This is a genomic window from Streptomyces sp. NPDC091279, from assembly GCF_044757465.1.
GTDB lineage: Bacteria > Actinomycetota > Actinomycetes > Streptomycetales > Streptomycetaceae > Streptomyces.
Genome location: NZ_JBIVVA010000017.1, coordinates 104,601 through 119,325 on the forward strand (window position 1 = coordinate 104,601; position 14,725 = coordinate 119,325).

The window sequence follows — 14,725 nt, forward strand, 5'->3', positions numbered from 1 at the left end:
GCCGTCGGGACGGGATGGAGGGAACGCTATCCGCGTGTCGTGAGCCTGTTCTCGTTCGTGTCCGTCGGCTGCTCCGGGGTGGGACCGGGCGCCGGGTCCTTCTGCGGGGGCCGGGTTATGGACGGGGGTATCCGCGCGGCGCCCTCGTCCACGCCGAACCGCGCGTGGAACCTGCGCAGCGGGGCCGGTGCCCACCAGGTCGCCCGGCCCGTCAGGCGCATCACGGCCGGGACCAGGAGGCTGCGCACGATCATCGCGTCCATCACGACCGCGAGGGCGATGCCGAGGCCCAGCATCTTGGTGTTGGTGACGCGGGAGGTGCCGATGGCGACCATGACGACCGCGAGGATCACCGCCGCCGCCGTGATCAGGCCGCCGGTGCGCTCCAGGCCTCGGCGGACGGCCCCCTCGTGGTCGCCGGTCCGGTCGTGCTCCTCCTTGATGCGGGAGATCAGGAACACCCCGTAGTCCATGGAGAGGCCGAACGCCACGCAGAACATCAGCACCGGCAGCGTCGTCTCGATGGAACCCGGGCTGGTGAAGGCGAGCAGGCCGGAGAGGTGGCCGTCCTGGAAGACCCAGACCACGGCGCCGAACATCGCCGTCAGGCTGAGCGCGTTGAGCACCACCGCCTGGAGCGGGATCAGCACGCTGCCGGTGAGCAGGAAGACCAGGAAGAGGGTGACGACGACGATGAACGCGACCGCCCACGGCAGGCGTTCCCCGATGGCGTGCTGGGAGTCGACCAGGACGGCGGCCGTGCCGGTCACCCGGGTGCCGAAGGGCGCATCGGTGGCGCGCAGGTCGCTCACCAGGTGCTGGGCGGTCTCGTCGACGGCCTCGCCCCGGGGTTGCACGGTGAAGTACGCGGAGTCGCCCTTGACCAGCGGGCCATCGACGCGCAGGGCGCCGGGCAGAGCCGTGATCCGTTCCTTGTAGGCGAGGTACTGGGCCTCGGTGGCGTGGCCGTCGGCGAGGACTTCGAGGCTGCCGCCGGGGTTGCCGGGGAAGCTCTCGCGCAGGTGCTGCTGGACGATGCGGGACTCGGCGGAGGAGGGCAGCTGGCGGTCGTCGGCGGTGCCGAACTTGGCGTCCAGGAAGGGCAGTCCGAGCAGGACGAGGACGACTGTGGTGCCGAGCGCGAAGAAGGGGGCGCGGCGCATGACGAGGGCCGCCGTCCGTCCCCAGGTGGTGCCCCGCTCGCGCGGGGCGGTGGGTGCGGGCCGGGCGCGGCGGCGCAGGAGACGGCGCAGGTCCAGGGAGTTCACCCGGTGGCCGAGCAGGATGAGGGCGGCCGGGAGCAGCGCGAGGGCGGCGGTGGCGGCCAGCAGCACCACGGCGATGCCGGAGTAGGCGAAGGAGCGCAGGAAGTACTGCGGGAAGACGAGCATCGCCGCCAGCGACACGGCGACCGTGAGGGCGGAGAACAGGACCGTCCGCCCGGCGGTGCGCAGGGTGGTGCCGAGGGCGGTCAACGGGTCGGCGCCGTCGTCCAGTTCCTCACGGAAGCGGCGGACGATGAAGAGGGCGTAGTCGACGGCGAGACCCAGGCCGAGGGCGGTGGTGAGGTTGATCGCGAAGACCGAGATGTCCGCCAGCTCCGTCAGGGCGCGCAGGATCGCGTTGGTCCCGAGGATGGCCACGATGCCGATGCCGAGGGGCAGCAGGGCGGCGACCGCGCTGCCGAAGACCATCACCAGGAGCAGCAGCGTCACGGGCAGGGCGATCAGCTCGGCGCGGGTGAGGTCCTCCTTGATGATCGACTGCATCTCGTGGCGGATGGCGATCATGCCGCCGAGCTTGACGTCCACCGGGCCGTGCATGCCCCGCAGTCCGGGACCTATCCGGTCGAGGGTCCTGCTCATGGCCGTCTCGTCGCCGGTGAGGCGGGCGACGATCAGCGCCTCGTGGCCGTCCTCGGCGCGCAGGGCCGGTGCCGCCGACGGCGCCGCCTGCCAGTAGGAAGCGACGCCGGTGACGCCCTTCTCGGTGGCCAGCCGGGCGGCGAGGTCACGGGCCTCGGCGGCGACCGCCGGGGAGTCGACCGAGGCGCCGCCCGCGTCGACGAGGAGCAGCAGGTTGGGCTGGGAGTCCGGGAACTCGCGCTCCAGGGCCTGGGCCGCGTAGGTCGATTCGGCGGCCGGGTCCTCCCAGCCGCCGTTGCCCAGGTGGTCGGCGACCCCGCTGCCGATCACCACGGCCAGCGCGGTGATCACCAGGGCGACCAGCAGCGAGAGCCGTGGCCTGGCGGTCACCAAACGGGTCCAGCCTCCGGGTGCGGGCGGCCTGTTGACGTCGGTCATGATGCGGTGTCCCCTTCACCGTGGAACTCATGGTCAACGCGTGGGCGCCCGGATGGATACCTTCGGACGGCCATGGATACCTGCGCGGACATCCGTGCATACCTGTGGACGCCCGCGGAAAGCTCGTGGAAGCCATAAAATGGCAAACACGAGTAGGCGCTCGCGTTCCACCCAGAATGCGAGTGACCACTCGCGTTTGTCAACGGCGTTCGGAGACTTGGGGATAACTCGTGCCCGACAACCCATCCGGCGAGCCGCCGCGCCGCCGCCAGGCCCGCGGCGAGCGCCGCATCGCCCAGCTGCTCGAAGCCGCCTCCAGCGTCTTCAGCACCAGCGGTTACTCGGCCGCCAGCACCAACGCCATAGCCCGCGAGGCCGGGGTGTCGCCGGGCACGCTCTACCAGTTCTTCCCGAACAAGGAAGCGATCGCGATCGAGCTGGGCGGCCGGCTGATGCACGAGATGCGCGAGTCGCACGGCGAGGCGTTCACGCTGATCGACCCCACGACCCCGGTGGCGGACGTCATCGACGTCACCGTCGACCGGCTGATCGACTTCAACTGCCGTCGCCCGGTGTTCTTCGCGCTCATGCACGGCCCGGACATCCCCGGCCGGATCGCCGAGGAGCACGACGCGCTGCACCGCGCCATGGTGACCCGGATCGAGGCGCTCATCGCCGCCTTCCTGCCCGCGTCGCCGTCCGCCGATGTCACCCGGGTCGCCCACATGTGCCTCGGCATCTACAAGTCGGGCCTGGAACTGGTGCTGGCCCGCGAGGGCGCCGAGCGCGAGGTCTACGTCCAGGAGCTGAAGGACGTCCTCACCCGCTACCTGGAACCCCTGGTCGGCGACCGCGCCGCCACGCCCGCCACCACCCCCTGACCCCTCCCGCGAACGGCGCCGGCGGGACCGTTGGCGCAAGGCGGCGGGAGGCCGGGCGGGCGACAGCATCCGTCGCCCGCCCGGCCCAGTACGGCGGGGTCGGTCCACGGGTCCGGCGGGACCCCGCGAAACGGGGCGACGGCACCGGGGCGGGCGGCGCCTCCCGCAGTGCGGCGGGGTGTTCGGCGAGGGCGGGGCGGGCCTCCCGGACTGCGACCTGACCGATATGCACCCTAAAGTGCCGGTAAATATCGTCAGCCCGCCCGCCGAGTACCGCCGCCCGCGCACGAGGGGATCAGCCGTGACCTACCCGCCGCCGCCCGGCACACCCCGGGCCCGCATCCCCGGACCGCAGCAGCCGCCACCGACGTATCCGCAGATCCGTACCGGGCTGTGGAAGCGGTGCCTGTGGGGTGGCCTGGCGTTGTGGGTGCTGACCGCGCTGGTCACGTACGCCACCAGGAACACGACGCTGCTGCCGACGCTGATCCTGCTCGGCAGCTTCCTCATGCCGGTCACGTTCGTGCTGTGGGCGTACGAGCGGCACGGCCGTGACCTGGGCGTCAGCGTGATCCTCGGCTGTTTCCTGACCGGCGGGACGCTGGGCGTGCTGGGCGCGTCGCTGATGGAGTACTACCTCCTGCACCCCTCCCTGTGGATGTTCGTGGGCGTCGGGTTGATCGAGGAGGCGGTCAAGCTGGCGGCGCTGATGTTCGTGCTGCGCCGCCAGGTACGCATCCGGGGCATGCGGCCCGGGCTGGTGCTCGGCGCGACCGTCGGCTTCGGTTTCGCCGCCCTGGAGAGTGCCGGGTACGCCTTCAACGCCGCCCTCAGTACCGATGGCATCGATCTGCGGGCGCTGCTCCAGACCGAGATCCTGCGCGGGGTCCTCGCACCCTTCGGACACGGGCTGTGGACGGCGATCGCGGGCGGGGTGCTGCTCTCCTACCGTCGCCCGAACGGGCACTTCCGGTTCGCCGCGCCGGTGCTCGGCACCTATGTCGGGGTGGCCCTGCTGCACGCCCTGTGGGACTCCACGCACGGCATCGCGGTCTGGCTGGTCGCCCAGGTGACGAAGACCGGCCTCGACAAAGGGCTGTTCGCGCAGGGTTACATCCCGCGCCCGACCGATCAGCAGGAACACCTGTTCACGCTGTTCTCGGTGGGCGGCCTGGTGCTGGTGTCGCTGTTCGGCGTGGCCTGGGTGCGGTCGCTGGCTCACCGTGACCCCTCTTGGAGAAATACCCCCTAGGGGTATAACGTGGGGAACGAGGGGGTCCCCTGGGGCCCCGCCGACCCCACACGCCTCGACGAGGAGAACGACATGACCGCCCCGACCGACACCCCGGGTACCGTCACCGCCGTCTACCAGGTGACCGGCATGAGCTGCGGACACTGCGAGGGCTCCGTCTCCGGCGAGCTGTCCGGGCTGCCCGGCGTGACCTCGGTGCGGGCCGTCGCGTCGAGCGGCGAGGTCACCGTCGTCTCCGCCGCCCCGCTCGACGAGGCCGCCGTGCGCGCGGCCGTCGACGAGGCGGGCTTCGAGCTGGCCGGCACGGTCTGAGCACCCGCACGCACACCCTGTTCTCCGACCGGGCCGTGCCGACCGGCTGATACCGGACCCGCACGGTCCGGTCCGATGTCTGGAGTCCGGACATGACCACCACGACCCCGATCACGACCGACCCGCCACAGGCCGCCGACGCCCGCGAGGTCGAGCTGCTCATCGGCGGGATGACCTGCGCGTCCTGCGCCGCCCGCGTCGAGAAGAAGCTCAACCGCATCGACGGCGTCACCGCGAGCGTCAACTACGCGACCGCGAAGGCGAAGATCGCCCACCCCGCGGGCGTCGAGGTCGCCGACCTGATCGCCACCGTCGTGAAGACCGGCTACACCGCCGAACAGCCGCCCCCGCCGCGCCCCGCGCGCGTGGCGGCACCGGCCGGACCCACCGCCGACGAGGACCCCGAACTGACCGCCCATCGCGAGCGCCTGACCGTCTCCGCGCTGCTCGCCGTCCCGGTGATGCTGCTGTCGATGGTGCCCGCTCTCCAGTTCGACAACTGGCAGTGGCTGGCGCTGACGCTGGCCGCGCCGGTGGTCGTGTGGGGCGGGCTGCCGTTCCACCGGGCCGCGTGGACCAACGCCCGGCACGGCGCCGCCACCATGGACACCCTGGTCTCGGTCGGCACGCTGGCCGCGTTCGGCTGGTCGTTGTGGGCGCTGTTCCTCGGGGACGCGGGCATGCCGGGCATGAAGGACTCGTTCCGGTTCACCGTGTCGCGCGCGCACGGCGCCTCCGCGATCTATCTGGAGGTCGCCGCCGGGGTCGTCGCGCTCATCCTGCTCGGCCGCTATCTGGAGGCCCGCTCCAAGCGCCGCGCGGGCGCCGCGCTGCGGGCCCTGATGGAGCTGGGCGCCAAGGACGTCGCCGTGCTGCGCGACGGCCGTGAGGTGCGCGTCCCGGTGGCCGAACTGGCCGTCGGCGACCGGTTCGTCGTCCGGCCCGGCGAGAAGGTCGCCACCGACGGCACCGTCATGGAGGGCGCCTCCGCCGTGGACGCGTCGATGCTGACCGGCGAGTCGGTGCCGGTGGACGTGGGCGTCGGGGCCGCCGTCGCGGGCGCGACCGTGAACGTCGGCGGGCGCCTGGTCGTCGCGGCGAGCCGGGTCGGCGCCGACACCCAGCTGGCCCGGATGGCCCGGCTGGTCGAGGACGCGCAGAACGGCAAGGCCGAGGTGCAGCGGCTCGCCGACCGGGTCTCGGCGGTGTTCGTGCCGGTCGTCATGGTCATCGCGCTCGGCACGTTCGGGGTCTGGCTCGCCGTCACGGGCAGCGCCACCGCCGCGTTCACCGCCGCCGTCGCCGTCCTGATCATCGCCTGCCCGTGCGCCCTGGGCCTCGCCACGCCGACCGCGCTGATGGTCGGCACCGGGCGCGGCGCGCAGCTCGGCATCCTCATCAAGGGCCCCGAGGTCCTGGAGTCCACCCGTCGCGTCGACACCGTCGTCCTCGACAAGACCGGCACGGTCACCACCGGCCGCATGACCCTCCAGGAGGTCCACGCCGACGACTCCACCGACGTCGACGAGGTGCTGCGGCTCGCCGGTGCCGTCGAACACGCCTCCGAACATCCGGTGGCCCGGGCGATCGCCGCGGGGGCCGCACAGCGGCTCGGTGAGCTGCCCGGGGTGACGGAGTTCGAGAACGTGCCCGGCAAGGGCGTACGCGGGCACACAGCGGGCCGCACGGTGGCCGTGGGCCGCCTCTTCGACACGCTGCCCGACAGACTGGCCCGCGCCAAGGACGAGGCCGAACGGGGCGGCCGTACCGCCGTCGTGGTCGGCTGGGACGGCGTGCCGCGCGGGATCGTGACCGTCGCCGACGCGGTGAAGGACACCAGCGCGGAGGCGGTCCGCGCCCTGCGCGCGCTGGGACTCACCCCGGTGCTGCTGACCGGCGACAACCGCGCGGTGGCCGAGGCGGTCGCGCGGGAGGTCGGCATCGACGAGGTAGTGGCCGAGGTGCTGCCCGAGGAGAAGGCCGACGTGATCCGCCGCCTCCAGGGCGAGGGCCGCGCGGTGGCGATGGTCGGGGACGGGGTGAACGACGCCGCCGCGCTGGCCGTCGCCGACCTCGGGATCGCCCTGGGCACCGGGACGGACGCGGCGATCGAGGCGAGCGATCTGACGCTGGTCCGCGGCGACCTGCGGGTGGCGGCGGACGCGATCCGGCTGGCGCGGCGCACTCTGACCACCGTCAAGGGCAACCTGGTCTGGGCCTTCGGCTACAACGTGGCCGCGCTGCCGCTGGCCGCCGCCGGGCTGCTCAACCCGATGATCGCGGGGGCGGCGATGGCGTTCTCGTCGGTGTTCGTGGTGACCAACAGCCTCCGGTTGCGGACGTTCCGCTGAGCCGGGAGCCGGGTTCGGCGGGAATCTAGGGGTTACCGACGGTTCGTCGAAGTCGGGGTAAGAGTCCCCCTAGAGTCCTGCGCCCGGCTCACATAAGCTCTTCACAAGCCACGCGCATCATCCTTACGCTGGGGTCCCCGTCGCGACAACGGGCCTCTTGCGCACTTAACGGACATATGCAAGAGACGCAGATCACAGTGATGTGAACGTAACCATCTAAGGGGTTCGAAGGTCTAAGTTGACGATGTCAGTCAACGTCTTGGGGGGCGTTTTCTGACATCTGAGGTTGTCTTGGGGGACTGCCTCGGAGATGCGTTGCCGGGACACGCGCACCGGGAAGCTTTGAGCGGCCCTCCCGACGTGCGCTTGTCCCGGCACATCGCAGCCATGAGTACGACGAGTTCTGCTCGTTCTGCTCAACAGCAGGATCGTTCGACCCGCATCACTGTCACACCGCAAGCCCGCTCAACAGCAACACCAGCGATTCAGGCGCTGTCCTCACAGACGCCCGGCCGGATCCCGTGGGGGGAATCCGCACCGGGACATGGGAAGGCGCCCTGGACGTCGGCCCGTGGGGGGACCGCCGCCAGGGCGCCTTCTGTATTTTTTTGAAAGCTCGGTTCGCCTCCGGGGCGCCGAAGCCGGTGTCGAGTGCCCGATCGTGCTCGACCCTTCGGGCCTCCGCGCGTTCGGTCCCTCGGCACCGGCGCGCCCCTTTGGCTCACTCGCTGGGTTGGTCGGGGGACCGGAGAAGCCTGTAGGCGCCGTCGGGTGGGCGTCTTGAACGGCGGTGACGTTGGCCCTGGGACGGCGAAAGGGCGCCGGAATCGACGCCCTCTGCCGTTGGAGCCTGAACGGAATGAACCGTCAGCGCTCTTCCACCGGGACGAAGTCGCGCTCGACGACGCCCGTGTAGATCTGGCGCGGGCGGCCGATGCGGGAGCCGGGCTCCTTGATCATCTCGTGCCACTGGGCGATCCAGCCCGGGAGGCGGCCGAGGGCGAACAGGACCGTGAACATCTCGGTCGGGAAGCCCATGGCCCGGTAGATCAGGCCGGTGTAGAAGTCGACGTTCGGGTAGAGGCTGCGCGAGACGAAGTAGTCGTCGGAGAGCGCGTGCTCCTCCAGCTTCAGCGCGATGTCCAGCAGCTCGTCGGACTTGCCGAGCGCGGAGAGGACGTCGTGCGCGGCGGCCTTGATGATCTTGGCGCGCGGGTCGAAGTTCTTGTAGACCCGGTGGCCGAAGCCCATCAGGCGGACGCCGTCCTCCTTGTTCTTCACCTTGCGGATGAAGGAGTCGACGTCACCACCCGTGGCCTGAATGCCCTCCAGCATCTCCAGCACCGACTGGTTGGCGCCGCCGTGCAGCGGGCCCCAGAGGGCGTTGATGCCGGCCGAGATCGAGGCGAACATGTTGGCCTGCGACGAGCCCACCAGGCGGACCGTCGACGTGGAGCAGTTCTGCTCGTGGTCGGCGTGCAGGATGAGGAGCTTGTCGAGGGCGCTGACCACGACCGGGTCGGGCTCGTACTCCTGCGCGGGGACCGAGAAGGTCATGCGCAGGAAGTTCTCGACGTAACCGAGGTCGTTGCGCGGGTAGACGAACGGGTGACCGATCGACTTCTTGTACGCGTAGGCCGCGATCGTCGGAAGCTTGGCGAGCAGCCGGATCGTCGAGAGATTGCGCTGCTTCTCGTCGAACGGGTTGTGGCTGTCCTGGTAGAACGTGGACAGCGCCGAGACCACCGACGACAGCATCGCCATCGGGTGCGCGTCGCGCGGGAAGCCCCGGTAGAAGTTCTTGACGTCCTCGTGCAGCAGCGTGTGCCGCGTGATCTCGTCCTGGAACGAGGTCACCTCGTCGGTCGTCGGCAGGTCGCCGTTGATCAGCAGGTACGCCACCTCCAGGAAGGTGGAGCGCTCGGCCAGCTGCTCGATCGGGTAGCCGCGGTAGCGGAGGATGCCCGCTTCACCGTCGAGGTAGGTGATCGCGGATTTATAGGCAGCGGTGTTCCCGTATCCGCTGTCCAGCGTCACCAGACCGGTCTGGGCGCGGAGCTTCCCGATGTCGAAGCCCTTGTCGCCGACGGTGCTGTCGATCACCGGGTAGGTGTACTCGCCGTCGCCGTACCGCAGTACTACAGAGTTGTCGCTCACGTCTTCCCTCACCGACGTTGTGCCTCATCTTCGAGGTGCCCTGACTGTTCTCTACCTTCCCCCACTTGGCGCAGGAGAGTGCACTCGGGGTCGACCATCGGGTCTATCGGCGGCACTCAGTGCCGCCAACTTGCCCATCCTGCCCCCTGTTCTCCCCCGACGGGAAGTGCTGTGTGACCTTCACGACTGATTTGATCGATCATTTGTTGTGATCCTGGGCACAAACCGGTCATGTGGGTCGAGGGGGGTTCTCCGGAACCGCGGAGGCCGACCTTCCGGGTCCGGGGCAAGCCTCCCAGAAGCCCGGCGGATCAGCCCTCCGGCCCAGCGGGCGCGAGTCGGAAGTCGAGTGCGGTGCACCGCCGTCCGGCCGAGACGGTGCGGACCGCCTGGCCGATCGCCTTGCGCGAACCGACCAGCACGACCAGGCGTTTGGCGCGCGTGACGGCCGTGTAGAGCAGATTGCGCTGGAGCATCATCCAGGCGCTGGTGGTGACCGGGATCACCACCGCCGGGTACTCGCTGCCCTGGGAGCGGTGGATGGTCACCGCGTAGGCGTGGGCCAGTTCGTCGAGTTCGTCGAAGTCGTAGGGCACTTCCTCGTCCTCGTCGGTCAGGACGGTGAGTCGCTGCTCGACGGGGTCGAGGGCGGTGACGACGCCGACCGTGCCGTTGAAGACGCCGTTCTCGCCCTTGTCGTAGTTGTTGCGGATCTGGGTGACCTTGTCGCCGACGCGGAAGACGCGGCCGCCGAGCCGTTTCTCCGGCAGCTCCGGGCGGGCCGGGGTGATGGCCTGCTGGAGCAGTCCGTTGAGGGCGCCGGCACCGGCCGGGCCCCGGTGCATCGGCGCGAGCACCTGGATGTCCCGGCGCGGGTCGAGCCCGAACTTGGCCGGAATGCGACGGGCCGCCACGTCCACGGTGAGCCGGCCGGCCTCCTCGGTCTCGTCCTCGACGAAGAGGAAGAAGTCCTTCATGCCGTCCGTGACCGGGTGTTGCCCGGAGTTGATGCGGTGCGCGTTGGTGACCACCCCGGACTGCTGGGCCTGCCGGAACACGCGCGTGAGCCGCACCGCCGGGATCGGGCCGCCGTCGGCGAGCAGGTCCCGCAGCACCTCCCCCGCGCCCACGCTGGGCAGTTGGTCCACGTCTCCCACGAACAGCAGATGGGCGCCCGGCGGAACGGCCTTGACCAGCTTGTTCGCCAGCAGCAGGTCCAGCATGGAGGCCTCGTCGACAACCACCAGGTCGGCTTCCAGGGGGCGGTCCCGGTCGTAGGCCGCGTCGCCGCCGGGCTTCAGCTCCAGCAGCCGGTGCACGGTGGAGGCCTCGGCTCCGGTCAGCTCGGCGAGGCGTTTGGCGGCGCGTCCGGTGGGGGCGGCGAGCACCACGCGGGCCTTGCGCGCACGGGCCAGCTCCACGATCGAGCGCACGGTGAAGGACTTGCCGCAGCCGGGACCGCCGGTGAGGACGGCGACCTTCTGCGTCAACGCCAGCTTGACGGCGGCCTCTTGCTCGGGGGCCAGCTCCACGCCGGTGCGGCTTTTCAGCCAGCCCAGGGCGCGGTCCCAGGCGACGTCCCGGAAGGCCGGCATGCGGTCCTCGCCGGTGCGCAGGAGGCGCAACAGCTGGGCGGCGAGGGAGAGTTCGGCGCGGTGGAAGGGGACCAGGTAGACGGCGGTGACGGGCTCGGCGCCGTCGGGGCCTGGCACCTTCTCGCGCACGACGCCGGGCTCCTCACCGTCGTCGCCGGGGGCCGCGAGTTCGGCCAGGCATTCGATGACGAGGCCGGTGTCGACCTGGAGGAGTTTGACGGCGTCGGCGATGAGCCGTTCCTCGGGGAGGTAGCAGTTGCCCTGGTCGGTGGCTTGCGAAAGGGCGTACTGGAGGCCTGCCTTGACGCGCTCCGGGCTGTCGTGCGGGATGCCGACGGACTGGGCGATCTTGTCGGCGGTGAGGAAGCCGATGCCCCAGACGTCGGCGGCCAGCCGGTAGGGCTGGTTCTTCACGACGGAGATGGAGGCGTCGCCGTACTTCTTGTAGATGCGGACCGCGATCGACGTGGACACCTCGACGGTCTGGAGGAAGAGCATGACCTCCTTGATCGCCTTCTGTTCCTCCCAGGCCTCGGCGATCTTCCTGGTCCGCTTGGGGCCGAGGCCGGGGACCTCGATGAGCCGCTCGATCTCCTCCTCGATGATCTGGAGGGTGTCCAGCCCGAAGTGCTGGGTGATCCGGTCGGCGAAGACCGGTCCGATGCCCTTGACCAGGCCCGATCCTAGGTAGCGCCGGATGCCCTGGACGGTGGCGGGCAGGACGGTCGTGTAGTTCTCGACGGTGAACTGTTTGCCGTACTGCGGGTGCGATCCCCACCGCCCCTCCATCCGCAGGGACTCGCCCACCTGCGCGCCGAGCAACGCGCCGACGACGGTGAGGAGATCGCCGCCGCCACGGCCCGTATCGACGCGGGCGACCGTGTAGCCGTTCTCCTCATTGGCGTACGTGACACGCTCAAGGACGCCTTCGAGGGTGGCGAGCCGCCGCTCCCCCGCCTCCGCCGCACTCCCCACCTGACTGGACATGCTCCGAAGGTACCGGTGCCCACTGACAACGCCGGGGGCGGTGCGGGCGGTGCGGGCGAGAGACCTGCCGTCCTTCGGCGCCGTTCCTGGTCAGCGCGGCTTCGGCAGGGCGCCTGCTCTCAACGGGCCCGCTTCTGGGGCTGGTTCGGGGTCTGGTTACGGGTCTGGCTCGGGAACTCGGCGCTCCGGTCGCCGGACCGGGCCAGCCTCGCGCCCACCTGCATCCACCGCGACTCCTGGTCGCCCTGCGCGCCTGAAGGTTGCGGGGTGGGCGGAGCGTGCCTGCTGGCGGCGTTGCCGAGCGGGTTCGTCCGGCTCCCTCCCGGCGCTCCGGGCTGGGGCTGAGCCTCCCTCGTGCTCGTGCCCCGGGTCTGCGCCACCTGGATCGCGTACGGGTCCACGTCCATGGGCGCGGCCTGCGCCTGCGCGTTTCTCCATCCGGCCAGCCGCGTCGGCCGATCGCTGCGCACGCCCTTGGAGCGGGTGAGCGGCCTTTGCGGCGCCGGTGCTCGCCAATCGGCGGCCGCCGCCTCCGAGGGTGCTCCACCCGTCGACCGGGGCGTGCCGCTGGGGCTGGTCGGCCTGAGCGAGGAGAGACGGTCGGCAGGGGCGAACGGTATGACCGGCCGCTCCCCCTGCCACGCGGGCGTGGGAGGCGTGAACGGCGCGTCCATGCCCATCGGACCGGACGTGGCACCCACTGCCGCCGAACCGGAAGAGGCCCGCACGATCGCCGGACCGACGGGAGTGACCGGAGGGGCGGGAGGAGTCGGCGGGGTCGCCGGACGGGCAGGAGGGGCCAGAGGGGTTAGCGGGGCCGGAGGGGTCGGCGGGGCAGGAGGGGCGGGCGTGACCGTCACCGCCGGTGCCTCCCTCTGCCACTTGGACGCAGGGAACGCGAACGGCGCCGCTTCCCTGTCCACCGGACTGACCGGCGAGACCGGGCCGACCGGCATCGCGTACCCGCTCATCGGGGTGACCGGCGAGACCGGACTGACCGGCTCCGCCGACTGCCATCCGGGCGCATGGTCCGCGAACGGCGCCGCGTTCCGGCCCGGCGGAGCGGAAGGGAGGTCCGGCCGGACCGGCGCGAGCCGACTGACCGGCTCCGCCTGCTGCCGTTCGGGCTCATGGGCCATGAACGGCGGGGCGTCGGCGCCCAGCGGACCGGACGTGGCGCGCACGCCGGAGGGCGGCTGGTTCTGGGTGTCCTGGAGGCTGCGGCGGACCGCTTCCGCGACGTCCTGCTGGAGCCGCGCCTCGGAGTCGCGGCGCACCGGCTGTGGCTCGGCGAGGCTGAGCTGCTCGGCCCGGCGCAGGGCGCTCTGGAACGCCGCCTCCAGGTCACCCACCGGAGCCTGGCGCTCGCCGTTGCCCCGCACACCCTCGGAGGGCCTCGCGGCATCCGGAGAGGGCACGCGCGCGGGGCTGGAGAGCTGCTCCGGTGCCGGTGCCTGCCTCTCCCACGACCGGGGGAAGTTCCACACCTCCTGGTACTGGCCGGGAAGAAACCTCGGATATTCCTCCGAGCCCGTCGTCGAGTTCACCATCCCGCGCTTCCTCCGCCTCGTTCAGGACATCGTCTGCCACAACGGGACACTCGGGCCGTCGGTTCATCGGCTTGCCGGTCGTCCGCAACGGGCGGCGCGTGCCGACGGTTCATCGGTGGGGAAGACGGAACCGGTGCTTCCGCCGTTCCCGGTCCGGACGACCGCTTCCGGTCACGATTGAGTTTCGGCCAGGTCCACCCCCTTGCTCCCTCCCCGTGTAATCGATTCCAATCCTCCGTAACGTCGATGTAATCGATTCCACGGGCTTCACCGGGCTCCACCGGCACCCCGCGCGGGATCGCATGCACCGCATTCGATTCCACAAGGAGGTGGGACGGCGATGGCGAGTATCAAGGATGTCGCCGCCGAGGCGCGGGTCTCCGTCGCCACGGTGTCGCGGGTCCTGAACGAGCATCCGTCGGTCAGCGCGGACGCCCGCGCGCGCGTGCTGGCCGCCGTCGAGACGCTGGGCTACCGCCCGAACGCCGTCGCCCGTTCCCTGCGCACCGATCAGACCCGCACCCTGGGGCTGGTCATCAGCGATGTGCTGAACCCTTACTTCACCGAACTGGCCCGTTCCGTCGAGGAAGAGGCCCGGGCGCTGGGGTACAGCGTCATCATCGGGAACGCCGACGAGCGGCCGGAGTTGCAGGACCATCATGTGCGGACGCTGCTCGACCGCAGGATCGACGGGCTGCTGGTGTCCCCGGCCGACGGCGGGTCCGCCCTGATGCTGGAGACCGCGCGGGCCGGGACGCCGATGGTGTTCGTGGACCGGTGGATTCCGGGCCTGGACGTGCCGGTGGTGCGGGCCGACGGGCAGGCGGCCGTGCGGGACCTGGTCGCGCATCTGCACGGGCTCGGGCACCGGCGGCTCGCGATCATCGCGGGTCCGGCGGCGACCACCACCGGCAGCGAGCGCGTCGAGGCGTTCCGGGCGGCGCTGGCCGTATACGGAATCCCGTTGCCCGACGCCTACATCGGGCAGGGCGACTTCCAGGCCGAGAGCGGGCGACGGGTCACCGAGGGCTTCCTCGACCTGCCCGAGCCGCCCGAGGCCGTCTTCGCCACCGACAACCTGATGGCGCTGGGCGCGCTGGACGCGGTACGCGCGCGTGGGCTGCGCGTTCCGGACGACCTCGCGCTGGCGGCGTTCGACGACATCCGGTGGTTCGTGCACACCGATCCGCCGATCACCGCGGTCGCCCAGCCCACGGGCGAGTTGGGCCGGGCCGCCGTGCGGGCCCTGGTCGACCGGATCGAGGGGCGGCCGCCCCAGTCGGTCACCCTCCCCGCCCGGCTCGTCGTGCGCCGCTCGTGCGGCGAGCCGGGCAGTG

The 14,725-nt window shown here is 71.1% G+C and carries 8 protein-coding genes and 1 pseudogene; 5 read left to right on the forward strand and 4 right to left on the reverse strand.

The window, feature by feature from the left end; translation table 11 throughout:
• Positions 1 to 26 precede the first annotated feature (26 nt).
• Positions 27 to 2,303, reverse strand: a complete 2,277-nt coding sequence (locus ACIQOU_RS33355; protein WP_401543214.1) for an MMPL family transporter — start codon at positions 2,301 to 2,303, stop codon at positions 27 to 29.
• A 230-nt stretch (positions 2,304 to 2,533) separates the two neighbouring features.
• Here ACIQOU_RS33355 and ACIQOU_RS33360 point away from each other — a divergent pair, with 230 nt between their 5' ends.
• From ACIQOU_RS33360 to ACIQOU_RS33375, 4 genes are all read left to right on the forward strand, one after another.
• The gene (locus tag ACIQOU_RS33360; RefSeq protein ID WP_401543217.1) at positions 2,534 to 3,184 is read left to right on the forward strand and encodes a TetR/AcrR family transcriptional regulator; all 651 of its coding nucleotides are present in this window, start codon (positions 2,534 to 2,536) and stop codon (positions 3,182 to 3,184) included.
• Positions 3,185 to 3,485: 301 nt separating this feature from the next.
• Positions 3,486 to 4,436, forward strand: a complete 951-nt coding sequence (locus tag ACIQOU_RS33365; protein ID WP_401543219.1) for a PrsW family intramembrane metalloprotease — start codon at positions 3,486 to 3,488, stop codon at positions 4,434 to 4,436.
• A 72-nt stretch (positions 4,437 to 4,508) separates the two neighbouring features.
• A complete protein-coding gene (locus ACIQOU_RS33370; RefSeq protein WP_401543221.1) occupies positions 4,509 to 4,748 on the forward strand; it encodes a heavy-metal-associated domain-containing protein in 240 nt (79 codons plus the stop codon).
• A gap of 92 nt (positions 4,749 to 4,840) precedes the next feature.
• On the forward strand, positions 4,841 to 7,099 hold the full coding sequence (locus ACIQOU_RS33375; protein ID WP_401543224.1) for a heavy metal translocating P-type ATPase: 2,259 nt from the start codon (positions 4,841 to 4,843) through the stop codon (positions 7,097 to 7,099).
• 867 nt (positions 7,100 to 7,966) lie between these two features.
• Here the strand turns inward: ACIQOU_RS33375 and ACIQOU_RS33380 are convergent.
• The 3 genes from ACIQOU_RS33380 to ACIQOU_RS33390 form a co-directional block, all read right to left on the reverse strand.
• Positions 7,967 to 9,256, reverse strand: coding sequence for a citrate synthase (locus ACIQOU_RS33380; protein WP_401543227.1), 1,290 nt, complete (start codon positions 9,254 to 9,256; stop codon positions 7,967 to 7,969).
• A 311-nt stretch (positions 9,257 to 9,567) separates the two neighbouring features.
• Positions 9,568 to 11,838 (reverse strand): ATP-dependent RecD-like DNA helicase, encoded by a 2,271-nt coding sequence (locus ACIQOU_RS33385; RefSeq protein WP_401543230.1) that lies wholly within the window; start codon positions 11,836 to 11,838, stop codon positions 9,568 to 9,570.
• 119 nt (positions 11,839 to 11,957) lie between these two features.
• Positions 11,958 to 13,388, reverse strand: a complete 1,431-nt coding sequence (locus ACIQOU_RS33390) for a hypothetical protein (protein WP_401543233.1) — start codon at positions 13,386 to 13,388, stop codon at positions 11,958 to 11,960.
• A gap of 340 nt (positions 13,389 to 13,728) precedes the next feature.
• Here ACIQOU_RS33390 and ACIQOU_RS33395 point away from each other — a divergent pair.
• Positions 13,729 to 14,722, forward strand: a pseudogene (locus tag ACIQOU_RS33395) (LacI family DNA-binding transcriptional regulator); the annotation flags it as partial.
• Positions 14,723 to 14,725: the final 3 nt, after the last annotated feature.

Excerpts from the sequence above, each read along its gene's own strand:
- ACIQOU_RS33355 (WP_401543214.1), bottom strand. The coding sequence starts at position 2,303 with ATGACCGACGTCAACAGGCCGCCCGCACCCGGAGGCTGGACCCGTTTG.
- ACIQOU_RS33370 (WP_401543221.1), top strand. The coding sequence starts at position 4,509 with ATGACCGCCCCGACCGACACCCCGGGTACCGTCACCGCCGTCTACCAG.
- ACIQOU_RS33375 (WP_401543224.1), top strand. The coding sequence starts at position 4,841 with ATGACCACCACGACCCCGATCACGACCGACCCGCCACAGGCCGCCGAC.
- ACIQOU_RS33385 (WP_401543230.1), bottom strand. The coding sequence starts at position 11,838 with ATGTCCAGTCAGGTGGGGAGTGCGGCGGAGGCGGGGGAGCGGCGGCTC.
- ACIQOU_RS33390 (WP_401543233.1), bottom strand. The coding sequence starts at position 13,388 with ATGGTGAACTCGACGACGGGCTCGGAGGAATATCCGAGGTTTCTTCCC.